Origin of the sequence: Streptomyces sp. NBC_01268 (assembly GCF_036240795.1) — a bacterium.
Classification (GTDB): Bacteria; Actinomycetota; Actinomycetes; order Streptomycetales; family Streptomycetaceae; genus Streptomyces.
Genome location: NZ_CP108454.1, coordinates 7,585,850 through 7,608,584, shown reverse-complemented (window position 1 = coordinate 7,608,584; position 22,735 = coordinate 7,585,850). Strand labels below are relative to the sequence as shown.

The following is a 22,735-nucleotide window of genomic DNA, read 5'->3' as shown; positions in this document are numbered from 1 at the left end:
CGCCGTCAGAAGTCCCAGCCGTCGGCATCGGGGTCGGAGTCGGTCCCGGGGGCGTCGGCGGCTCCCTTGGCCGGCGCGGTGGTGACGAAGGAGTCGCCGACCATGCCCGCGGTCAGGGTGGTGCCGTCGCTCGGGTCGATCAGGATGAACGAGCCGGTGCGGCGCGAGTCGGCGTAGGGGTCGACGGGCAGCGGCTCGGCGGTCCGGATCCTGACGCGGCCGATGTCGTTGGCGGCCAGCCGGCCGCCGTGGGGGCGCAGGGAGAGGTCGTCGAGGGCGAGCCGGGAGGGGATGTCCTCGACGATGGCCTTGACCGTGCGGGTGCCGTGCTTGAGCAGCACCCGGTGCCCGACGGTCAGTTCCTGGTCGGCGACGTGGCAGACGGTCGCCTCGATGTCCTGGGTGGGCGCGGGGGCGTGCGGCGTGGGCACGATCAGGTCGCCGCGCGAGACGTCGACGTCGTCCGCGAGGAGGAGGGTGACCGACTGGCCGCTCCGGGCGGTGCCGACCGGCCGGCCGAGGAGGTCGATGGCGGCGATCCGGGTCGTGCGGCCGGACGGCAGGACGGTGACGGGTTCGCCGACGTGGAGCGTGCCGGCCGCGATCTGTCCGGCGTAGCCGCGGTAGTCGGGGTGTGCGGCGGTCCGGGGGCGGATGACGTACTGGACGGGCAGCCGGGCGGGCCCGTGCGCCGGGTCGCGGCTGATCGGGACGGTCTCCAGGTGTTCGAGGACGGTGGGGCCGCTGTACCAATCCATGACCGCCGACGGTTCGACGACGTTGTCCCCGGTGAGTGCCGAGATCGGGATCGCGGTGACCCCGGGGATGCCGAGCTCGGCCGCGTAGGCGGTGAACTCGGCGACGATCGTGGCGAACACGGGCTCGCGGTGGCCGACCAGGTCCATCTTGTTGACGGCGAGGACGACCCGCGGGACGCGGAGCAGCGCGGCGATGGCGGCGTGCCGGCGGGTCTGCTCGACGACGCCCTTGCGGGCGTCGACGAGGATGACGGTCAGTTCGGCGGTGGAGGCGCCCGTGACCATGTTGCGGGTGTACTGCACGTGCCCTGGCGTGTCGGCGAGGATGAACCGGCGTTTCGGGGTGGCGAAGTAGCGGTAGGCGACGTCGATCGTGATGCCCTGTTCGCGTTCGGCGCGCAGGCCGTCGGTGAGCAGCGCGAGGTCGGGTGCCTCCTGGCCGCGCCCGGCCGACGCGCGCTCCACGGCCTCCAGCTGGTCGGCGAGGACCGACCTGGAGTCGTGGAGGAGCCGGCCCACCAGGGTGGACTTGCCGTCGTCGACGGAGCCGGCGGTGGCGAACCGCAGCAGGGTGGCGGCCGGGAGTGCGGTGGTCCTGGTCCTGGTGCTGGTCGTCATGGTCAGAAGTACCCCTCGCGCTTGCGGTCCTCCATGGAGGCCTCGGAGAGCTTGTCGTCGGCGCGGGTCGCGCCCCGCTCGGACAGCCGGGACGCGGTGATCTCGGCGATCACCTGGTCCAGGGTCGACGCGTCGGAGTCGACCGCGCCGGTGCAGGACATGTCGCCGACGGTGCGGTAGCGGACGCGCCGCTTCTCGACGGTCTCGTGGTCCTGTGGGGCGCCCCAGTCGCCGGTGGGCAGCCACATGCCGGAGCGGCGGAAGACCTCGCGCTCGTGGGCGAAGTAGATGTCCGGCAGTTCGATGCCCTCGCGGGCGACGTACTGCCACACGTCGAGCTCGGTCCAGTCGGAGAGCGGGAAGACCCGTACGTGTTCGCCGGGGGCGTGGCGGCCGTTGTAGAGCTGCCAGAGTTCGGGGCGCTGGCGGCGCGGGTCCCACTGCGAGAACTGGTCCCGGAGGCTGAAGACGCGTTCCTTGGCGCGGGCCTTCTCCTCGTCGCGCCTGCCGCCGCCGAAGACGGCGTCGAATCCCTCGGTCCGGATGCGGTCCGTGAGCGGCAGCGTCTGGAGCGGGTTGCGGGTGCCGTCGGGGCGTTCCCTGAGCACACCGCGGTCGATGTACTCCTGTACGGAGGCCACATGGAGGCGCAGCCCGTGTGCCGCGACCACACGGTCCCGGTAGGCCAGGACCTCCGGGAAGTTGTGTCCGGTGTCCACGTGGAGCAGCGCGAAGGGCAGCGGGGCGGGGGCGAACGCCTTCAGGGCGAGGTGCAGCATGACCACGGAGTCCTTGCCGCCGGAGAACAGGAGCACCGGCCGCTCGAACTCGCCCGCCACCTCGCGGATGATGTGGACGGCCTCCGACTCCAGGAGGTCCGCGTGGGTCAGGGTGCCCGGGTCGTCGGTGCGTTCGGACCAGGTCGTCAACGTCGTCATGCCAAGCCCTTCTGCCGGAGCAGTGCGACGAGCGCCTCCGCCGACTCCGCCCCGGTCTGCTCGTGGGCCGGGATCCTGAGGTCCGGTGCGGCCGGCGGCTCGTACGGGTCGTCGACCCCGGTCAGTCCGGACAGTTCGCCGCGTGCCTGCCGGGCGTAGAGGCCCTTCACGTCGCGCTCGGCGCACACGTCGACCGGGGTCGCGACGTGCACCTCGACGTAGGCGGTGCCGGCGGCCTCGTGCCGGGCGCGGACCGCCGCGCGGGCGTCCTCGTACGGGGCGATGACCGGGACGAGCACGGTCACCCCGTGGGCGGCGAGCAGTTCCGCGACGTAGCCGACGCGGCGCACGTTGGTGTCGCGGTCCTCGCGGGAGAAGCCGAGGTCGGAGGTCAGGTGGGTGCGCAGTTCGTCGCCGTCCAGGATGTGCGTCGGGCGTCCGGCGGACCGCAGCCGGGCGGCGGCGGTCCGCGCGATGGTGGTCTTCCCGGCGCTGGGCAGTCCGGTGAGCCAGACCGTCGCGCCGGCGGCACCGGCGTTCGCGGCGGGCATCACGCGCCGTCCGGGGTGCGGGGGTCCGTCGTCCCGGCGTCGAGTGCGATCTCGACGGCCGTGACGGCGATGAGCTGCCCGGTCGCGGTGTCGCGCAGGGCCATGTCGGCGACCTCGACGTCCGGGGTGGCGGTGCCGCGCCATCTGCGTACCGTGACCTCGAAGACGGTGCCGGGGTCGGCGTTGCCGAAGTAGCCGATCTTCTGGTCGAGGACCTTGCGCCGCAGGAACTGTTCGTCGGTGCGGCCCAGTGAGCGCCACAGGCGCAGCAGCATCGTGTCGAAGACGGCGAAGTAGCTGGCGAAGTACATGAGTCCGGCGCCGTTGAGGTCGCGTACGACGTCCAGCGTGTACGGGTACGTCTCGGAGGGGCCCGCCTCGTGGAACCCGGGGGGCCCGGAGGGGTGGAAGCTGCCGGTGGCCCGGGCCCGGCCCACGAGGGAGCGGGGCGAGTAGGCGTTGGGAAGCTGCGGCAGCTCCTGGTAGGCGAAGTCCGGGGGTGTCACCTGGGCGAGTCCCCGGTTGCTTCCGGCGGTGGTGCGGGCGATCCAGCGGTTGAAGTTCTCCGCGTAGAGGCACTGCGGGTGCGGGTGTTCGTACACCTCCGCCGGGTCCAGGGGCCCGTCGGGCAGCTCCAGGCCGGCGGGGGCGAGACGGTGCAGGGTGATGACGGACTGGCTGCCGAACTGGAACGACCGCGAGTCGACGCGGAGTTCGTCGCCGAAGGTGAGGCCGTGGGGGTGGACGACGTCCCCGCCGCGTACGTGGAAGTAGTAGAACGACAGGTAGGCGGGGTCGCCGTCGGCGGTGCGGGCGGCGTGCACGTTGATCCGGCACGACTCGGCCACCACCTCCCAGGTCCAGTCGCCGATCCGGCCGAACACCAGGGAGCCGCCGCTGCACATGCCGGGTGCGACGACGACGTGGCGGGAGACCCCGGCGTCGTCGCGTGCCGGCGCGTCGGGCGCGGTGTGAAGTGTGGTCATGCCTCCGCCGCCTTTCGGAGCTGCTGGGTCTGCCCGGCTCCGGCCGTGACCGGCCGTCCGGTGGTGCGTCGCCACGCGTCGGCGGCGGCGAGGAACCGGTCGTCGTCCTCGGCGGAGCCGATGGACACGCGCACGCCCACGTCGGCGAACGCCCGTACCGCGACGCCCCGGCTCGCGCACCAGGCGCCGAAGTCGGCGGCGTGCGGGCCCAGGGGCAGCCAGAGGAAGTTGGTCAGGCTGTCCGGGACCGTCAGGCCGCGGCGCAGCAGGGCGTCCCGTACGCGGGTGCGTTCCGCGACGGTCTCGTCGACGCGGCGCAGGAGTTGTTCCTCGAGTCCGAGGGCGGCGACGGCCGCGTGCTGGGCCACGGTGCTCACCGCGTAGGGGAGGCAGGCCTTGCGCAGCTTCTCGACGATCCGGGCGTCCCCGATCAGGTATCCGGTCCGCAGTCCGGCGAGGCCGTAGGCCTTCGAGAAGGTGCGCAGCACGACCAGGTTCGGGTGGTCGGCGCACAGGCGCAGGGCGCTGGGCGCGGCCGGCCCGCGGGCGTACTCGTGGTAGGCCTCGTCGACGGCGACCAGGCAGGTCGGCGGTACGGACGCGATGAAGGCGCGGAGTTCCGCGGGATCGACGCCGGTGCCGGTCGGGTTGTTCGGGTTGCAGACGATCACGAGCCGGGTCCGTGGGGTGATCCGGGCGGCCATGGCAGGCAGGTCGTGGGTCGCGCCGGTCAGCGGCACCTGGACGGAGGTCACCCCGGCGAGGGCGGCGAGCGTGGGGTAGACCTCGAACGACGGCCAGGCGTACACGGCTTCGGCGCCGGGGTCGGCGACGGACTGGAACAGGGTCTGCAGCAGGGCCAGGGAGCCGGCGCCGACCGCGATCCGGTCCTCGTCGGTCCCGTGGTGCCGGGCGAGGGCGCGGATCAGCGGTCCGCAGCCGGGGTCCGGGTAGCGGTTGACCGTGGCACCGGCCCGTGCGATCGCCTCGACGATGCCGGGCAGCGGGGGGTGCGGGGACTCGTTCGCCGACAGCGGGCGAGGGCGGGCGGTCGCGCCGTGGACGCCCGCGGACGGCTGGTAGGCGGCGACGGTGTCGAGCACCGCACGCAGGGATGGAGTGGACATGGGGCTCCCGGTGGAGGGGACACCGCCGCGCTCGGTCGTGCGGACGGCGCCCGGGTCGACGGTGGGGCTCAGCCTTCCGGCCGCCGCTCCGCCATCAGGCGGGCCACGTCGGCGAGGGTCCCGGCGTCCAGCAGTTCGTAGTCCTGGACCTCGATGCCGAGCCGGTCGTTCAGCGCGGCGGCGAGCTCCACGACGGCCAGCGAGTCGAGGCCGACCTCTTCGCGGGTGGCCGTGGGCACGACGTCCTCCTCGCGCACGTGGAGGTCGCCGACCAGGATGTCCTTGAGTACGTCGTACACGACTGGCTCTTCCCTCGTTGTTCTCGCCCGAACGGACGCCGCGGGATTGCGGCGTTCACGCACCACGGGCCGCCTTCAGGGCGAGGGCCACCTCGATGATGAGGTCCTCCTGGCCCGCGACGGCCTGTCTACGGCCCAGTTCGAAGAAGACGTCGCGCGGATCGACGTCCTCGCGCCGCGCGACGTCCAGGACCCGGGTCTTGAACCCGGAGAACACCCCGGCCAGACCGCTGACGACGCTCACCGAGTCGATGGTGGGTGGGGCCGGCATGAGCTCGCGCTCGGCGAGGTCGGCCGCGTCCAGCAGACCGTAGAGGTCGATGCCCGTCGGGAAGCCCATGCGTTCGAGGACGGGCACCAGGACTTCGAGCTGGGTGTTCCCGGCGCCCGCGCCGAAGCCCCGGGCACAGGCGTCCAGGATGTCCGCGCCCGCCTCGACGGCGGCGATCGAGTTCGCGACCGCCATGCCGAGGTTGTTGTGGGCGTGGAACATCACCGGTACGTCGACGGCCTCGCGCATGGCGGCGACGCGCTCGGTGACGTCGGCCGGCAGGTAGTGGCCGGAGGAGTCCATGATGCCGACGGCGGTCGCGCCGAACTCCACGAGGCGGGCGCATTCCCGTGCCAGCCGCTCGGCGCTCGCCATGTGGCTCATCAGCAGGACGGCCTGGGCCTGGACGCCGTTCTCGCGGAGGAAGCCCAGGTGCCGTTCGGCGAGGTCCCCCTCGGTGCAGTGGGTGCCGATGCGGACGACGTCCACCTGGTGGGCGATGGCCCGTTCGAGGTCGGCGGTCGTGCCCCAGCCCGGCAGCATGAACACGGCCATCGTGCTGCGGGTCAGGGCCTCCCGCACGATCGACAGCATCTCGTCGTCGCCGAGCCGGGACTGCCCGACCTGGAGGGACGAGGCCCCCAGACCGTTGCCGTGTCCCACCTCGACGACCGGGATGCCGGCGGTGTCCGCCGCCTGCGCGTAGGCGCGCAGTTGGTCGCGGTCCAGCTGGTGGCGGACGGCGTGGTGGCCGTCGCGCAGGGACGCGTCGTGGATGACGACCGGCTTGCGCGCGCCGTCGGGAGAGGGTGCTGTGCTCATGACGTCTCCGTACCGATGCTCGCCAGGCCGACCGCGGCACATCGTTCGGCGACGTGCACGGCGGCGGAGTTGATGATGTCGAGGTTGCCGGCGTACCGGGGGATGCGTCCGCCGGAGGAGGTGACCTCGGCGGCGACGAACACCTTGTCCTCGTCCACGACACAGGCGGTGATCCGGTAGCCGCCGGCGAAGGAGCGGACCTGTTCGGCCGCGGTCCGCACGGCCGCGTTCACCGATGCCGTGCCGAACCCCTCGCCCAGCATCGACATGGCGACGCGGAAGGTGGCCGGCGGCCGGGCCGGGCTGATGTTGAGGATCGCCTTGACGTCCTTGACGCCGGTGAAGTCCCGTACGGCGTCCTGGGTGGTCTCGATGTACTCGTCGAGGTTGAGCCGGGTGGAGCGCCCGACGCTCGGGCTGGCGGCCGTCGTGACGACCTCGACGTACTCGACGCGGTGGGTCTGGGTGATCGCGTGGAGGATCGGTATGGAGGCCTGGCCGCCGCAGCTGATCATGTTGATGTCGTCGGAGTTCAGGACCTCCTCGCCGTTCACGCTCGGGATGACCATCCGCCCGACCTTGCTCGGCGTCAGGTCCACCAGCTTGGTGCCCGACCGGCTCAGCAGCTCGGCGTGCTCGGCGTGCGCCATGGCGTTGGTCGCGTCGAACACGATGCCGAACGGCTCGGGTGCCTGAAGGAGGGACTCGATTCCGCGCGTCCCGACGGGAAGTCCGAGCTCGGCCGCCTGTCGCAGGCCGGGCGTCTTCTCGTCGCGTCCCACGACCAGGCCGCATTCGAGGTACTCGGAACGCATGATCTTCTCTGCCAGATCGACGCCGATGAGGCCGGCGCCGAGGACGGCCACGGGCAGGCGCCCGTTTCGCTTCATGACTGCATCGCCCTTCCCTGTCTGGAGGTTCGCCGTGGGGGCGCAACGGTGGTCTAGGCGTCGCCCACATGGAGGGTGACGGTGCCCAGCCGGTCGAACTCGGCCGTGAAGCTGTCGCCGGGTTCCATGGGGACCGCGGCGTGCAGGGCGCCCGTCATGATCAGCTGGCCCGCTTCGAGGGGCACGCCGTGCTCGCCGAGGACGTTCGCCAGCCAGGCGACCACCGCGGCCGGGTCCCCCAGCGCGGCGGCTCCGGCTCCGGTGGCCACGAGTGCGCCGTTGCGGGAGAAGGCCATGCCGATGAGGCGCACGTCGCAGTCGTCGGGGAGGGCGACCGGGGGGCCGAGCACCACCGCGCCGTTCGACGCGAGGTCGGCGACCGTGTCCGCGAGCCGGATCCGCCAGCCCTCGATCCGGGAGTCGACGATCTCCAGGCCCGCCATGACCTCGGAGATCGCCTCACGGGCCGCGGCCACGGTGACTCCGGGCCCGCGCAGGGGCGTTCCGAGCCGGAAGACGATCTCCGCCTCGACCTTGGGGGCGATGAACGCCCCGCTGGGGGTGGTGGCCCCGTTCTCGTACACGGTCGAGGCCAGCACCGGTCCGTAGTCCGGGGTGTCGACCCCGAGCATCTGCTGCATCGGGACGGAGGTGAGTCCCGCCTTGTAGCCCACGACCGTGTCGCCGGACGCCGTCAGCAGCGCGACCAGTTCACGCTGGACGGCGTAGCCGTCGTGCATGTCCAGCGCCGGCTGCGCGTCGGTGAAGGGAGGGATGGGGCAGCCCGTCGCACGGGCCTCGTAAAGCGCCTTGGCCTTGACTCTCGCGTCGTCCACCGAGATGTTCACGCTGCTCCTGTCAGAACACATCGCACCTGCCACATGGGCCTGCTCCCTCGATTCGCGGCTCACCGTAACGACGAAGGGGTGGCCGCAGAAGATTTCACCAATGCTTACGCATCCGATATTGCAGGACATTCACCGAACTGCCCCCCATACAAAGAGGGTCAAGAAGCCATGAACCGCACGCCAAACGTGAGCTTCGTCACCGGCCGCCCCTGGAAAGCCCGGACTGCTGCATCCCGGCGGCCAGCCGCTCCCACTCCCTGGCGTAATGGCTCATCACCTCGGTCAGGGCGCGCGCGCAGTGCGGCGGCACGGCGGACAGCAACTGCTCGCCCGCCGCGAGGCCTTGGGCCTGTCCGTTGAGCCAGCGCAGCAGGGCGCGGCCGCTGTCCGTGAAGCGGATCGACGGGTCGTTGGCCAGGATGTCCAGGGCCCGCACCCGGAGGCGCACGGCCACCGCCGTGGGTGCCCGCTCGCCCCCGTCGGGGCCGGCCGGGCAGGACCGCAGCTCCTGCCGGAGGCGGTGCGCGGTGCTGACCGAGACCCCGGCCTCCTGGGCCACTTCGCGCAGGGTGGCGCGGGGCCGCTGCGCGAGCAGGGAGCGTGCCTTCTCCCGCCGCTCCGGCATGTCGGCGGGGCGGACCCGGCCGTCCCTGCCGACCCGGGCGACCGAGCGGTTCGACTGAGGAGATTCCTCACTCGAACGTTTCCCCCGCACGACCCCTACGGTCTTGGGCGACACCCCTGTGACGGCGGCGATCGCCCGGTCCGACCAGTGCGGATGGGTCGAGAGGATGCGCAGGACCGCCGCCTTGCGGTCGCCCAGCGTCAGGGGAAGGCCGTGGCTGATGTTGGCCTGCACTGCCCGGATGAACAGGTCCGCCGAGGCGCCGTCGACATGACGGACCGTAATGCGGTGTTCGCCGCGCAGGATCGCGGCCCGGAGCCGGTGCATGCCGTCGACCACGCGTCCCGTGTCCCGGTGCACGAGGATCGGTTCGAACGCGGTCCCGCTCTCCGCCAGCGCCCGGGCATGGCCCTCGTTCAGCCCGTCCAGGCGCGGCGAGTCCGCCGGCAGCAGGGATTCGACCGGCACTGTGTGAATCGGCGACTGCGATGCGTCAAACAACTGTTCCACCCCTTCCGCTTGGCGGCACGGCCGCGTTGTGGAGTTGTTCGAACGGGTGCCGCCCGGCCTCACACCTTCTCGGCCGGCACCGTCCAGGGGACGTGTCCCCGGTAGGTGGTGTACGAGAAGGGGCTCAGCTGCAGCTGGAGGTGCAGGTCGCTCGGATCGCCCTGGTAGTGGAGCGAGAGGATGACCTCCGCGTACAGACTGTCGACCGCCCGTTCGGCGAAGTACTCACCGGTCTCGAAGACCAGCCGGTACGACCCGTGCGGCAGGGCGGTCGGGCCGCTCAGCGAGCCGACCGTTCCCGAGGCGTCGGTCCTCGACCGGGCCACCACGGGCCATGCGTCGTGCTGCCGGCCGTGCAGGGTGACGGCCAGGTCCGCCACGGGGCGGCCGTTGGTGGAGTCGACGACCCGAACCGAGATGCTCATGAAGGTCAGCCCCAGATCGTGTCGTCCGCGGTGAAGAAGCCCGCGAATCCGGCCAGGGTGGTGAGCAGAGCCATCATGTCGATCTCCCTTGCGGAAACTCGTGACCCGGTGGACCGGGTGGACGACTCCCTTTCTAGTGAGTCCCCTTTTCGTCCTCCTACTGGATCGCTAAGTCCTCGCTAAGCGCTCCGCACGGGAGGGAGAAGATCCTGGCGCCGTGGCCGTCGGTGCAGGTCAGCGTGGTGTACGCGGGGACGGCCCGGGCGGACGGCCTGCACGCTCGGCGGGGTGCGCGGGGAAGGGATCGCCTTCGCCCGCGGCCGCGCCTGCACAGGGGAGGCGGCCGGGGTGGGGCCGCCTGGCGTCGTGCGTCGCTCGTGGGCCGCGGCTACTGGCCGACGGCGCACACCGCGTACCCGTGGGGGGCGATCACGATCGGGATCTCCTGGTCCGCCTCCCACTCGGCGAACGCGACCGCGATGTGGCTGTAGAACGGGCGCATCCCGAGCGTCGTGAAGTACCGGTCGGTCTCCAGGACCAGCCGGAACGGGCCGGGCGCGTCCTCCGGGAGGGACGGGCGGTCCAGTCGCCCGTCCCTCCCGGTCAGCCCGTGCCACACGGTCTGCCACTCGTCCAGGCGAGGGCGTTCGATGCGGATCATCAGCCCGTCGACGGGCCGCCCATTGGTTCCATCAGAGACACACACTCCGAGTTTCACGTGACACCGGCCTCATCGATTGCGTCCTTTGTGGGACGGGACGCCGGATGCGCCCCGTCTGCGAACATCAGCCCCGCCGCGATCGCGACGTCCTTCCTTGCGTTCCACCGCCCGCGCGAAGCCGTCGGGGCGGAGCTTGCCGCCGAGTCGCGCATCCTGCCACGCGGCCGGAGGGGGCGGGGGACTTTTCGTGCCCCGCTGGCCGGTTCCGGTGCCGGGGCCGCGGCCCGGCCGCCGGCCGGGGACGGCCTCGGGGAGAGCCCGCGCACGGCCCGCGGGCGGCCGGGCACCGTCCGCCGCCGACCGTCGCGGGGCCCGGGTGTCAGCCCGCGTTCGCCTGTGCGTACGGGGCGGCCGGGGCCGCGTCGCCGGAGGCCTCGCAGACCTCGCGCATCAGGCGCGCCGTCTGTTTCTCCCACCGGGTGGCCCGCATCCGTCTGAAGATGTCCAGCGCCGCGGCGAGATGCTCCTTGGCGCGTTCATGACTACCCCGGTCGGCGGCCACCTCACCGAGGGAGAGCAGGATCCGTCCGAGGGCCAGGTACTCACGGGCCTGGGAGGCGATCCCCATGGCCTGCTCCAGCATCTCGTAGGCCGCGCCGTGACTCCCCTGGCGCGCCCGGACCATGGCCAGACCGCGCAGCGCGTAGCACTCCCCCACCGGGTCGCCGACCGAGCGGACGGTGTCCAGGGCCTGGGTGTACACGTACTCGGCCTCGGTCACCTCGTCGATCTGGAGGTGCGCCTCGCCCAGGCGGACCAGGATCTGCGCGCGCACCCGCCGGTTGCCCGAGCGCTCCACCGCCGCCAGACCGGCCGCCATGGTCCGCTTCCCCTCCGCGATCAGGCCGCGGTCCAGGTGGATCTGCGCCATGTTGCTCAGCACGTGCGCCTCGGCGGTCGAGTCGTTCACCTCGGCGAGCATGGCCAGCGCCTTCTCGTACCCCTCCATCGCCTCGTCCAGGCGGCCCTGGATCCGGTCGACGAACGCGAGGTTGCGCAGGGCGAGCGCCTCGCCGTGCACGTCGCCGACCTGCTGGAACAGCTCGCGGGCGGGACCCAGCCGGTCGCGCGCCTCGTCCAGCTTGTACTCGAACATGTGCAGGGCGCCGAGGGAGTACAGCATCGCCGCCTGGCCGCGCCGGTTGTCGTTGTGCCGGGTGACGGCGAGCGCGATCTCGTGCGTCGTGCGCCAGTCGTCGAAGTAGCCGTACATCTCGAAGAGGGTGACCAGGGTGAGCGCCAGGTCCCAGCAGAGCTCGTCGAGACCCGCGCCGGCCGCCTGTCTGACGGCCGTGATCAGGCCGGCCCGCTCGTCCTCGAACCACCGGAGCGGGTCGGCGAGTTCGCGGTCGAGCACCGACTCGTCCAGGGAGAGCCGCGGCGCCAGCCCGTGGATCAGCGTGTGGTCCCCGCCGTAGGCCCGTCGGTGCGCCTCCTCCACCAGGAGGAGCCAGGTGCTGAGCACCCGGCCGAGCACGACCGACCGCTCGGCGGTGCTCTCGTGCTGGGCCAGGCACTCCTGGGAGTAGACCCGGACCAGGTCGTGCAGGCGGTAGCGCGGGCGGCGGCCCTTCACCACCTCGACGTCGACGAGCTGGGCGTCCACGAGGAACTCCAGGACGTCCTCGGCCTCCGTGACGGCGAGGTCGAGCAGGGGCGCGGCGACCCAGCTGGAGAACTCCGCGGCCTCCAGCATGGACAGGCGCCGGAAGAGGCGCTGCGCGTCGGCGGGCAGGCCCTGGTAGACCATGGCCAGACCGGCCCGGACGCCGACGCCGCCGTGGGTCAGCTCGTCCAGGCGCTGGCTCTCGTCGCGGAGCCGGGCCACCATCTTGCTCAACGGCCAGTGCGGGCGGCTGACCAGTCGGGCGGCGACGATCCGCAGCGCCAGCGCGAGGTTGCCGCACAGGGTGATCAACTGGAGGGCGCTGGGGAGTTCGCTGTGGATCCGCTCGGCGCCGAGGATGCGGCTGAGCAGCTGCAGCGCCTGGTCGGTGGAGAACACGTCGATCTGGACGGAGCTGGCGCCCTCCAGACCGGCCAGCCGGGAGCGGCTCGTGACGAGGACCGGGCAGTTGGACGATCCGGGCAGCAGCCAGCGGACCTGTTCCTCGTCGATCGCGTCGTCGAGGACGATCAGCATGCGCCGGTCGGCGACGAGGTTGCGGAAGAGCTCCGCCCGTTCCTCGATGGTCGACGGCATGGCCGAGCCGGGTATGCCCAGGCTGCGCAGGAAGCGCTCCAGGATGCGCGTCGGCAGGATCGGCTGGGCCGAGGGACCGCGCAGCTTGGCGAACATCTGGCCGTCGGGGAATCGTTTCGCCAGGGAGTGTCCGAGGTGCACCGCGAGCGTGGTCTTGCCGACGCCGCCCCTGCCGGTGATCGAGACGATCCGCAGGGCGTACGAGGTCTCCGGGTCCTCCTCCAGCGCCTTCCGGATGGCGGCGAGCAGGTCGTCGCGTCCCGTGAAGTCGGCGATGGCGCCGGGCAGCAGACGGGGCACCGCCGGCGGCTCGACCCCCGTCGCGGCCACCGCCGGCGCTCCTTGGGGCTCCTGAGGTGCCGGTGCCGCCTGCGCCGCTCGTGATGCCGGGGAGGATGCAGCGGCCGCCGCCGGTGCCGTCCGTGCCACCGAGGCCGCGTCGGCGTGCGGCGCGCCGTCCAGCCGGCCGGACAGGATCGACTCCTGCAGGCGGCGCAGCTCCTCGCCCGGCTCGATGCCGAGTTCGTCGATCAGCTCGCGTCGGCCGCGCCGGTAGACCTCCAGCGCCTCGGCCTGACGGCCGGACCGGGACAGCGCCACCATCAGCTGGGCCCGGAGGTGTTCGCGCAGCGGGTTCTGCATGACCAGGTCGATCAGTCGCGCGACGAGCTGCTGGTGCAGCCCGAGGGCCAGCCGCGCGTCCACCCACTGCTCCACGACGGCGAGCCGCTGCTCGTCGAGGCGTGCGGCCGGGGCCTGGAGCACCGTGCTGGTGATGCCGCCGCCGAAGCACGCGGAGCCGCGCCAGAGCCCGAGCGCGGTCTCGAAGGCGGAGGCCGCCTCCTCGAAGCGGCCGGCCTCCGCGGCGGTGCGTCCGGCCGTCGCGGCCCGCTCGAAGACGTACAGGTCCAGCTCTTCGTCCTCGACCTCGACGAAGTAGCCGGGCGACCTGGTCTGGATGACGTCGGGCAGTCCGGCCTTCGCCATGCTGGCGCGCACGATGGAGACGCAGATCTGGATCTGGGCGCGCGCGGTGGGCGGCGGGGCCGAACCCCAGACCGCGTCGACGAGCCGGCCCATGGGGACGATCCGGTTGGGTTCGAGGAGGAGGACCGCCAGGACGATGCGCTGACGCTCGGCGGTGATCAGCGCCGGGCCACCGGGACCGACGACTTCCAACGGCCCGAGTAATCGAAAGCGCATGACCGTCCTTCACATCCACGACACAGTTTCCGCCGGTCAGCTACGCAGCACCTCAATATCTACCTAACGCGATCGGCTCTGTCCAGTGAGCGGTGGTGCGGAAGTGGCCGGGGATCCAGGGCGGGAAGGGACGCCGTGGAGCGGGGCGGGCGCCGGGAAGTGGGCTGGGCGATGTGTCCCGTTTTCCTTGCTCACCGCCTCCGTGCCTCGGTGAGGTCCCCCGTCACCGGTCCGCCCAGCAGCGGCGGCAGGTCCGCGCGCCGGCTGATCCGCAGCTTCCGGTAGGTGCGGGTCAGGTGCTGCTCGACGGTGCTGACCGTGACGTGCAGGCCCTCGGCGATCTCCCGGTTGGAACAGCCGACGGCGGCCATCGAGGCCACCCGGCGCTCCGCCTCGGTCAGGCCGTCGCCGCCGTCGGCCGGTGCCGGCAGGGCCGTGGCGCTCTCCACCGCCAAGCCGCGGACCAGCGCCTCGGCGTGGCAGTCGGCGGCCACGATGACCGCGCGCCGCTCGGCCGCGGCGGCCCGCCGGAACTCGCCCAGGGTGCGGTAGGCGCGGGCCAGGTCGGCGAAGGTCAGGGCGAGTTCGTAGCGGTCACCGTCGTCGGACTGCAGCAGCTCGGCCGCCTGGCGCAGCAGCGTGGGGCGGTGCGCCGGGGCGCCGGCGCCGGCCAGCACCCGGCTCGCGGCACCGCGGACCCGGTTGGGCATGAAGGTGAACCGGGCCGACTGCTCCGCGAGGATCCGCCGGGCGTCGTCCGGGCGGCCGAGGCCCAGGTACACCTCGGCGACGTCGGTGCGCCACGGGATCAGGCCGGGCGTGTCCATCCCCCACTGGGACAGCTTGGCACCGCACCGGCGCAGGTCCTCCAGGGCCATCTCCAGGTAGCCGGTGGCGAGTCCGAACCGCGCCCGCGCGTGGAGGTAGTGCATGCCGTAGCGGGTCTCGAACATCGCCTCCGGGACGCGGTGGTCCAGGTAGGTCTGCGCCTCGTCGTAGCGGCCCATCGCGGTGGTGGCCAGGATCAGGGTGCTCAGGGGCGCGCCGACGGTGACGCCCCAGCTGATGGCGGGCAGGGTGGCGAGCGCCTCGCTCGCGTACCGCCGGGCGTCGGTCAGGTCGCCGCGGCGCAGCGCGATCTCGGCCCGTACGGCGCCGAGCCTGGCGCGCCTGCTCGGTGTGTGCCGGGCCTGCATCCGGTCGAGGAAGACGTCGCACCAGGCGGTGGCGCGCTCGGCCCGGCCGCTGTAGGCGAGGGCGAGCAGGGCGCTCTCGACGGTCTCGGTGGACAGCTCGTCCGGCCGGGTGCCGTGGAGGACCCGCTGGGCCACGCCGACGGCCTCCTGGTGGGGGCCTTCGCCGAGCACGGCGGCCAGCGCGGACACCGCCTGGAGGCGCCGGTCGGCGCTCACCGAGTGCGTGGGGGGCCGTCCGGCGCCGGACCTCGGGCCGAGCGCGGCCAGGAACGAGGGGTAGGTGTGGCGCAGTCGGCGCCGGGTGATCTGCAGTTCGGTGGCGGTCTCCGGGTCGGTCGGCTGGCCGGATCCGGCCAGTTGACCGAGGACCTCCTGGGCCTGGTCGAAGCGTCCGTGCCAGAGCAGCGCACGGGCCAGGGTGAGCGCGTCGGCGCCCCGCAGGCACCCCTTGCGCATCGCCTCGACGAGTTCGCCGAGGCGGCCGCTGGAGACGCCGGGGTTGATGCTCCACTCGGCCCGTATCAGGGCGGCGGTGAGGCGGGACCGGCGGTGCGCGTCCGCGCAGACGAGCCGGGCCAGCCTCAGACAGGCCACGGCTCGGTCGGCGGCGCCGTCGCGCAGGGCGTGCGCGGCGGCGTCCTCCAGCGCGGGCAGCGCCCACGGCTCTTCCAGCACGCCGCCGTCGGCCGGAGCTCCGGCGTGGAGCAGATGGCCGGCGATCACCGCGGTGCCCGCGCCGCGCTCGTGGGCGAGGACCGCGGCGCGGGCGTGCAGCCCGGCGAGCTCGTCGGCGTCGACCGCGCCGGCCACCGCCTCGCGGGCCGCCTCGTGCCGGAAGCCGTCCATGGTGAGCAGCCCGCCGGCGATCAGCGCGTGCACGGCCTCGGTGGTACGGGCCGGGCTCAGGTCGAGCAGTCCGTCCAGGTGGTCGAGTTCGCCGAGCGCCAGATAGCCGGTGAGGGCGCGGACCATGTCCGGGCAGCTGCGGCGCAGGCAGGAGAGGACGGCCTCGCGGTAGCGCGGTCCGGCTTCGCCGCCGCCCAGGTGGTCGCGGACCAGGGCCTCGACGAGCAGCGGGTTGCCGCCGCTGTGGGCGTGCCAGTCCGCGGCCCGCTCGTCGGCGACCGCCTCGCCCAAGTGCTGGGCCGTCAGCTGCCGTACGCCCGCCGGGGAGAGCGGGGTGACCTCCACGCGATGGCAGTTGGGCCGGCGCAGCAGGTCGGCCCCGAAGCGGAACTCGGTGTCGCAGCCGTGGCCGCTGTGCGTGAACACGGCGAGCACCCGGGCGCTGTTCAGGCGCCGCGCCAGGTAGGCCAGGCAGGTCAGCGAGGCCTGGTCGGCCTGCTCGACGTCGTCGACGGCGAGGTACAGCGGGCAGCGTTCGGCCAGTTCGAGCAGGACGGTGCAGAGGCCGTGGACGATGCCGGCGTCCATCTGCTCGCCGTCCCGGGTCCGGGCGGCGCGTACGCCGTCCTCGATCAGCGCCACGGCCCGCGCCCGGTCCTCGGGGTCCAGCGGCGCGTCGTCCACCAGTTGCCGCACCACGCCGAGGGTCAGGTGCCGCTCGTCCTCGGAGGCCAGTGCCGACAAGGGCAGCATGCCGCGTCCGAGGGCGTGATCGGCGAAGTGGTGCACCAGTACGCTCTTGCCCGCCGCCACCGGTCCGGAGACCAGCACGGCCCTTCCGTGTCCGTCCCGCGCCTGTTCGGCCAGTGCGGTCAGCAGCGCCAACGGTGCTTCGCGCTCCACCAGTTCCACCGCGAACTCCTCCCCTGCCGGTCGCCGACCCGGCCCATGTTTCCCGCCGGGCTCATCGACCGGCTATCAGCGCGCTATCGATGAATCGACGGGCGGCCGGAGAATCCGGTCCCGGGGAATGGAGCGGGGAAAGCGGAGGGGGACCCGGGGGAACACGGGCAGGGACCACGCGGCCTGGCCGTGTGGTCCCTGGCGGTTCGGGGCGGGCGCGTCAGCCGGCCTGGCGCATCGCCTCGACGAGGCTCTTGGGGCGCATGTCGACCCAGTGCTCGTTCACGTAGTCCAGGCAGGCCTGCCGGGTCGTGCTCGGCAGGACGACGGTCCAGCCGTCCGGGACCTCCGCGAAATCCGGCCACAGGGAATACTGCTCCTCCGCATTGGCCAGAACGCGGTAGGAGGCGTTTTCGTCCTCGAACGGATTGCTCATGAGCCTTCGCACTCCTCAATTGCCGTCGAAATAGAGAGCCGCCCGAATTCTGGCCGCGCGACAAACTCCTGACAACCCCTATGTCCCCGTACGCGGGGGCCGTTCACCGCACGTCCATCGAGGTCAGCACCGCGTCCAGCGCGGCGACTCCCTTGTCCAGCTCGTCGGGCCCGACGGTCAGCGCCGGGCGGAACCGCACGGCGCGCGGTCCCCCGGGCAGCAGCAGCACCCGGTGGCGGCGGCGCAGGCGGTCCAGGACCTCGTTGCGCCGTGCCGTGTCGGGCAGGTCGAAGGCCCACATCAGGCCCAGGCCGCGCACGTCGCTCACCAGGGCCGGGTGGGCCTCGGCCAGATCGGCGAGGAGGCGGCCCAGGTGGGCGCCCCTGGCCTCGGCCGCGTCGACCAGTCCGTCCCGCTCGACGATCTCCAGGATCCGGGTGGCCCGCACCATGTCCGCGGTGTTTCCGCCCCAGGTCGATCCGAGCCGGTCCGGCACGGCCAGGGCGCCCTCGGGCACCTGGTCCACCCGGCCGCCCGCCATCAGGCCGCACACCTGGGTCTTCTTCCCGAAGGCCACCACGTCCGGGGCGAGTCCGAGCCGCTGGTACGTCCACGGCGCGCCGGACAGGCCGCAGCCGGTCTGCACCTCGTCGAGCACGAACAGCACGTCGTGGTCGTGGCACAGCTCCTGCATGCGCAGCAGGAACTCCCGGCCGAGGTGCCGGTCGCCGCCGGCTCCCTGGACGGGTTCGGCGAGGAAGCAGGCGATCCGGTCGCCGCGTTCGGCCAGGTGGCGGCGCGCGACCTCGACCGCCTCCCGCTCCTCGCCGGGCGCCGGGACGGGCACGCGCGGCCAGGTCCACGCCGGGTACCGCGCGGTCACCGTCGGGGAGGTGTTCGTCAGGCTCAGGGTGTAGCCGCTGCGCCCGTGGAAGGCGCCCTCCATGTGCAGGACTTCGAGGGGGGCCGACGGGTCGGCGCCGCGTCTCTGCGCCCGCCAGTCGAAGGCGACCTTGAGCGCGTTCTCGACCGCCAGGGCTCCGCCGTCGATGAAGAACAGGTGCGGCAGGCGCGGGTCGCCGAGCACCCGGCGGAACGTCGCCGCGAAACGGGCGTACTGCACGGTGTAGATGTCGGAGTTGGTGACCTTGTGCAGGGCGGCCCGGGTGAGTTCGGCCAGGAACGCCGGGTCCCCGGTCATGCCGGGGTGGTTCATGCCCAGGGGCAGCGAGCCGTAGAACGTGAGAAGGTCCAGGTACTCCTCGCCGCCGCGCGCGTCGACCAGGGTGCTGCCGTGGCTGCGTTCCAGGTCGAGCACGAGGTCCAGGCCGTCCATCAGGACGTGCCGGGACAGTTCCTCCAGGGCGTTGTCCGCCGTGATCTCCATGTCACCCCTCGTCGCGCCGATAGCGCCGCAGGTCCAGCTCGTGCAGGCCGGTCAGCACCGCGTCGGCGCCGGCCAGGCCGGACGCCCCCGCGGGCTCCCAGGGCACCGCCACGCAGCGCAGGCCGGCGGCCCGGGCGGCGCGGACCCCGGTCGGGGAGTCCTCGACGGCGAGGGCGTCGTCGGCGCCCACCCCGGCGCGTTCCAGCGCGAGCAGGTACAGGTCGGGTTCGGGTTTGTGCCGTGCGGTGTCGTCGCCGGTCACCAGGAAGGCGAAGTGGTGGCGCAGCCCGAGCCGCCGCAGGTGCTCCTCCACCCAGGCGGCCGGGCTGCTGGACACGACCGCCGCCCGGTCGGCGGTGCGCAGCAGCCGCTCCACGCCGGGCCGGACCGGCGCGGCGGCGCACCGGACGGCCCGCCGCTCCCGCTGCCAGGCCCACTCGCCGTCCCCGACCGGCCGGCCGAGCCGGGCGGCCAGGTCGTCCAGCGCGACCTTCGCCCCGGCCGAGTTGCCGAGCATCCCGGCCCGGGTCTCGGCGCTCAGGGGCACCTGGAGCCGGTCGTAGAGGTCCTGCCAGGCGAGCAGCGCGGCCCGTTCGGTGTCGCAGACCACACCGTCGAAGTCCAGCAGCAGGAACGGCGTGCGCATCAGTGGCTCACCGGCCCTCGGTCGCCCGCGGTGAGCAGGGCGCAGTAGCGGGAGAGGGCGTCGGTCCAGTGGGGCATCGCGTGGACGAAGGCGGCCGCGCGGGTGCTGTCCAGGCGCGAGTCGCGCGGCCGGCCGCCGACGAAGCCCGCTTCGGCCATGGACATCGGCACCGGGTGGGCGGTGCCGAGGCGTTCGGCGAGGGCCAGGCCCACCTGGTACCAGCTCGCCCGGCCCCGGTTGGCGATGTGCAGCAGGCCGCGGACGGCCAGTGCGCCGGGCAGCAGCCGGACCAGCGCCGACGCGAGGTCGGGGATGTAGGTCGGGCTGCTGAACTGGTCGTCGATCAGGCGCGGCCGGCCGCCGTCGAGGAAGTCCCGGGCGGCGGCGAGCACCTGGTCGAGGCGCGGGTCGGTGCCGCCGTAGAGCCAGGACGTGCGCACCACGAGGTGGTCGGGCACGGCCTCGACGATCCGCTCGCCGGCCAGTTTGCTCAGGCCGTACACGCTGACCGGGGCGGGGATGTCGTCCTCGTTGTACCCGGCCGGGCCGGGTGCGCGGCCGTCGAAGACGTAGTCGCTGGAGATGTAGATCAGCCGACTGCCGTGCCGCCGGCAGGCCTCCGCGACGTGGTGGGTGCCGCCCACGTTGACGCGCAGGGCCAGTGCCGGGTCGCGTTCGCAGGAGTCCACCACCGCGTTCGCGGCGGTGTGCACGACGACGTCGGGCCGGAATCCGTCGATCGAGTCCCGGACGGCGGCGGCGTCGCCGATGTCGAAGTCGGCGAGGGAGACCCCGAGGACGGGCCAGTCGGCGGTCTCCGGACGCGTCGCGAGCTCCTGGCGCAGCGCGGTGCCGAGCATCCCGTCCGCGCCGGTGAGGTAGACGCGCATCACAGGTGTCCGAACTCGGCGATCAGTTCGGCGACCGAGAGGCCGGAGCTGATCTTCTCGCGGATGACGCGCTCCCGGTCGATGTTCATCCGGGTGCGTTCGAGCACGCTGTCGGCCTGCTCCTTGGGCACGACCGCGATGCCGTTCTCGTCGGCGACGACGATGTCCCCGGGGTTGATCACCTGGCCGTCGATCACCACCGGCACGTTCACCTGGACGGGCTCGGTGCGGTCGTGCACGGCCGTCGGGGAGGGCCTCGGGACGGTGCTGCGGTACCAGACGGGGAAGTCCAGGTCGCGGATCTCGTCGACGTCGCGGACGGCGCCGTCGACGATGCCCGCGGCGATCCCGATCTGCTTCGACAGGGTGGACATGAGGCCGCCCCACATCGCGGTGCGGGTGGTCTCGTGGCAGGCGACGACGATGACGTCGCCGGGCTGTGCCTGGACGAGGACCGGCATGCAGTCGACGAGGTCGTCGATGGAGAGGTTCACGGTGAGCGCCGGCCCGGCGATCTTGTGGTGGTGCTTCACCGGCAGCAGTCCGCCGATGGCGCCGACCCGGCGCCGCGCGTCGGTGACGAGGCAGCTGGGGCTGTACTCGGCGAGCACCGCGCGGAAGCCCTCGACGATCTCCTCGGGCGGGCGGTTCAGCTCGTTGCGGACAGTTTCCACGATGTGTCTCCCATGAGTCGGGTGGTACGGGTGGGGTCCAGGACGTCCGTGCCGATCAGCTGCGCGAGGTGGGCCGCGTCCATGCCGTGGGCGGCGAGCACCTCCGCGTCGGTGCCGCAGCGGGGGACCTCGGTGAGGCCGAGGCCGCGGAAGGCGATGCCGTCCCCGGTGCCCGTCTCCAGGAGGTGTCGGGCGATCAGGTCGGCCTGGCCGCCGCTGCCGTACTGGTGCTCGACGACGAACACGTGCCGGGTGTCGGACAGCAGCTCGGCCAGCCACTCCGGGTCGACCCGGTTGTGCCAGGGCAGGTCCACCACGGTCAGCGCGATGCCCTGGGCGGCGAGCAGGTCGGCCGCGCCCAGCAGTTGTCCGAGGACCACCGGCCCGGCGCCGAACGCGACCTGCGGGCCACCGGGCCGCAGGACCTGTCCCCGGCCGACGGCCAGCGGGGCCGGCGGCAGCTCGGCGAGTGCGGCGGGGACGACCTGGCTGGACAGGCGCAGGTAGACGCTGTCCGGGGTGGTCCGGCAGTGGTCCAGGGCGGCGGCCAGCTGGGCGGGGTGGGACGGCTCCAGGACGGCCAGTCCGGGGACGGCGCTCAGCGCCGACACGTCGCGGACCGCCTGGTGCGAGTGGCCGGGCCCGGCCGGCAGCAGCCCGGCGAGCGAGCCGACGTAGACCACCGGCCGCCCCTCGGTGGCGTTGTTGTAGATGTGTTCGTTGGGGCGTGCGTGCAGGAAGCAGGAGAAGGAGTGCACGAACGGGCGCAGACCGCCCGCCGCCAGTCCCCCGGCCATCGAGACCATGTCCTGTTCGGCGATGCCGCATTCGACGAACCGGTCCGGGTGGGTCTCGCGGAAGGGGATGAGGCCCGTGTCGAGCACCAGGTCTCCGTCGAGCGCGACGATCCGCGGATCCTCGTGCGCCGCCTCGGTGAGCAGCCGGCCGTACACCTCGGGGAGTCTGACCCCGGACGGCTTCGCCGGCAGGTCCACGGTGCGCTCGACCGGCCGGAGCGGCGGCAGGCCGCGCCCGCGCAGGATCCCGTCGGCGGTGTCGAGCAGCTCCCGGTACGCGGAGTCGTGGTCCTGCCTGCCGGGCGCGCCGCTGTGGTGGCGGTAGCGCCATTCGCCGGGGGCCAGGGAGGTCGCGGCGAAGGTGGGGCAGCCACCGCCCTTCACGGTGTCGGCGATGATCACCACGGGCTGCTCGGGGTGGTCCGCGGCACGCCGGGCGAAGGCCTCTTCCAGCTGCCGGGGGTCGTGCCCGTCGCAGCGCAGCACGCCCCACCCGGCGGCGGTGAACTTGCCCGCGAGGTCGCCGAGGTCGCTGACGTCGGCGACGAAGGTGTCCGACTGGAGGCGGTTGTGGTCGACCACCACGGTCAGCTCGCCCATCCCGTACCGCGCGGCGCTGGGCAGCGCCTCCCAGTTCTGGCCCTCCTGCAGTTCGCCGTCCCCGGTCATCACCACCACGCGGGAGCTCCGGCCGGTCAGGCGGTGGGCGAGGACCAGGCCCTTGGCCTTGGAGATGCCCATGCCGAGGGAGCCGGTGTTGAAGGGCATCCCGGGGGTGCCGACGTCGGGGTGTCCGGGCAGTCCGTCGATCCTCCGCAGCCGGTGCAGGAGGTCCTCGTCCAGCAGTCCGAGCCCGATCATCGCGGCGTACAGTCCGGGCGCGTCGTGTCCCTTGGAGGAGAAGTACACGTCTCCGTCGGCCTCGAAGGGCCGGTCGAGCTCCTCCAGGACCAGCCAGCTGACCAGGTCGGCGGCGCTGAAGCTGGAGCCGATGTGGCCGGAGCCGGCGCGCGTGATCATGTAGAGGGTGTTGATCCGGCTCATCGCCGCGAAGGCGAGGGCCCGCTCGTGCGGATCGGCGACGTCGCCCAGGACGCGCTCGAACTCGGCACGCGGTATCCAGGCCAGCGGCCTGTCCATGGCTTCTCCTCGGGGAGGGGTCGGT

20 protein-coding genes are annotated in these 22,735 nt (G+C 72.8%); all 20 read right to left on the bottom strand.

Translation table 11 applies throughout. The features are described 5' to 3' along the window. Nucleotides 1-5 precede the first annotated feature (5 nt). The 20 genes from OG309_RS34100 to OG309_RS34005 all read right to left on the bottom strand — a co-directional run bounded on the left by OG309_RS34100 (nt 6) and on the right by OG309_RS34005 (nt 22,710). Entirely contained in the window at nt 6-1,376 is a 1,371-nt protein-coding gene (locus tag OG309_RS34100) for a sulfate adenylyltransferase subunit 1 (RefSeq protein WP_329426889.1), read from the bottom strand. A 2-nt stretch (nt 1,377-1,378) separates the two neighbouring features. Continuing rightward, nucleotides 1,379-2,314 carry a sulfate adenylyltransferase subunit CysD gene (gene cysD / locus OG309_RS34095; protein ID WP_329426887.1) on the bottom strand — a complete coding sequence of 312 codons (936 nt, stop codon included), beginning with the start codon at nt 2,312-2,314 and terminating at the stop codon, nt 1,379-1,381. Further along, a complete protein-coding gene (gene cysC / locus OG309_RS34090) occupies nt 2,311-2,865 on the bottom strand; it encodes an adenylyl-sulfate kinase (protein WP_329426886.1) in 555 nt (184 codons plus the stop codon). The genes cysD and cysC overlap by 4 nt, the downstream gene beginning before the upstream one ends. Continuing rightward, entirely contained in the window at nt 2,865-3,851 is a 987-nt protein-coding gene (locus OG309_RS34085; RefSeq protein WP_329426884.1) for an LnmK family bifunctional acyltransferase/decarboxylase, read from the bottom strand. Before OG309_RS34085 ends, cysC begins: the two co-directional genes overlap by 1 nt. Further along, a complete protein-coding gene (locus tag OG309_RS34080) occupies nt 3,848-4,978 on the bottom strand; it encodes a histidinol-phosphate transaminase (RefSeq protein ID WP_329426882.1) in 1,131 nt (376 codons plus the stop codon). The genes OG309_RS34085 and OG309_RS34080 overlap by 4 nt, the downstream gene beginning before the upstream one ends. 68 nt (nt 4,979-5,046) lie before the next feature. Continuing rightward, nucleotides 5,047-5,277 (bottom strand): acyl carrier protein, encoded by a 231-nt coding sequence (locus tag OG309_RS34075; RefSeq protein ID WP_329426881.1) that lies wholly within the window; start codon nt 5,275-5,277, stop codon nt 5,047-5,049. 55 nt (nt 5,278-5,332) lie between these two features. Beyond that, complete coding sequence (gene dmpG / locus OG309_RS34070) at nt 5,333-6,370, bottom strand: 4-hydroxy-2-oxovalerate aldolase (protein ID WP_329426878.1); 1,038 nt, start codon at nt 6,368-6,370, stop codon at nt 5,333-5,335. Continuing rightward, entirely contained in the window at nt 6,367-7,260 is an 894-nt protein-coding gene (locus OG309_RS34065; protein ID WP_329426876.1) for an acetaldehyde dehydrogenase (acetylating), read from the bottom strand. The genes dmpG and OG309_RS34065 overlap by 4 nt, the downstream gene beginning before the upstream one ends. A 53-nt stretch (nt 7,261-7,313) precedes the next feature. Further along, the gene (locus OG309_RS34060; RefSeq protein ID WP_329426874.1) at nt 7,314-8,108 is read right to left on the bottom strand and encodes a 2-keto-4-pentenoate hydratase; all 795 of its coding nucleotides are present in this window, start codon (nt 8,106-8,108) and stop codon (nt 7,314-7,316) included. Nucleotides 8,109-8,304: 196 nt separating this feature from the next. Further along, nucleotides 8,305-9,201 (bottom strand): ParB/RepB/Spo0J family partition protein, encoded by an 897-nt coding sequence (locus OG309_RS34055; RefSeq protein ID WP_329426872.1) that lies wholly within the window; start codon nt 9,199-9,201, stop codon nt 8,305-8,307. A gap of 101 nt (nt 9,202-9,302) precedes the next feature. Next, a complete protein-coding gene (locus OG309_RS34050; RefSeq protein ID WP_329426870.1) occupies nt 9,303-9,668 on the bottom strand; it encodes a hydroxyisourate hydrolase in 366 nt (121 codons plus the stop codon). 388 nt (nt 9,669-10,056) lie between these two features. After that, entirely contained in the window at nt 10,057-10,374 is a 318-nt protein-coding gene (locus tag OG309_RS34045; RefSeq protein ID WP_329428690.1) for a hydroxyisourate hydrolase, read from the bottom strand. A gap of 334 nt (nt 10,375-10,708) precedes the next feature. Next, nucleotides 10,709-13,771, bottom strand: a complete 3,063-nt coding sequence (locus tag OG309_RS34040; protein WP_329426868.1) for an AfsR/SARP family transcriptional regulator — start codon at nt 13,769-13,771, stop codon at nt 10,709-10,711. Between the two features lie 215 nt (nt 13,772-13,986). Then, nucleotides 13,987-16,749, bottom strand: a complete 2,763-nt coding sequence (locus tag OG309_RS34035) for a helix-turn-helix transcriptional regulator (protein ID WP_329426866.1) — start codon at nt 16,747-16,749, stop codon at nt 13,987-13,989. A gap of 211 nt (nt 16,750-16,960) precedes the next feature. Further along, a complete protein-coding gene (locus OG309_RS34030; RefSeq protein ID WP_329426864.1) occupies nt 16,961-17,176 on the bottom strand; it encodes an MbtH family protein in 216 nt (71 codons plus the stop codon). Between the two features lie 103 nt (nt 17,177-17,279). Beyond that, nucleotides 17,280-18,563, bottom strand: coding sequence for an L-lysine 6-transaminase (gene lat / locus OG309_RS34025; protein WP_329426862.1), 1,284 nt, complete (start codon nt 18,561-18,563; stop codon nt 17,280-17,282). A 1-nt stretch (nt 18,564) separates the two neighbouring features. Beyond that, nucleotides 18,565-19,209, bottom strand: a complete 645-nt coding sequence (locus OG309_RS34020; RefSeq protein ID WP_329426860.1) for an HAD family hydrolase — start codon at nt 19,207-19,209, stop codon at nt 18,565-18,567. After that, on the bottom strand, nt 19,209-20,099 hold the full coding sequence (rfbD, locus tag OG309_RS34015) for a dTDP-4-dehydrorhamnose reductase (protein WP_329426858.1): 891 nt from the start codon (nt 20,097-20,099) through the stop codon (nt 19,209-19,211). Before rfbD ends, OG309_RS34020 begins: the two co-directional genes overlap by 1 nt. Then, complete coding sequence (locus OG309_RS34010; RefSeq protein ID WP_329426856.1) at nt 20,099-20,773, bottom strand: RraA family protein; 675 nt, start codon at nt 20,771-20,773, stop codon at nt 20,099-20,101. Before OG309_RS34010 ends, rfbD begins: the two co-directional genes overlap by 1 nt. Continuing rightward, nucleotides 20,749-22,710, bottom strand: coding sequence for a transketolase C-terminal domain-containing protein (locus OG309_RS34005; protein WP_329426854.1), 1,962 nt, complete (start codon nt 22,708-22,710; stop codon nt 20,749-20,751). The genes OG309_RS34010 and OG309_RS34005 overlap by 25 nt, the downstream gene beginning before the upstream one ends. Between the last annotated feature and the right edge of the window lie 25 nt (nt 22,711-22,735).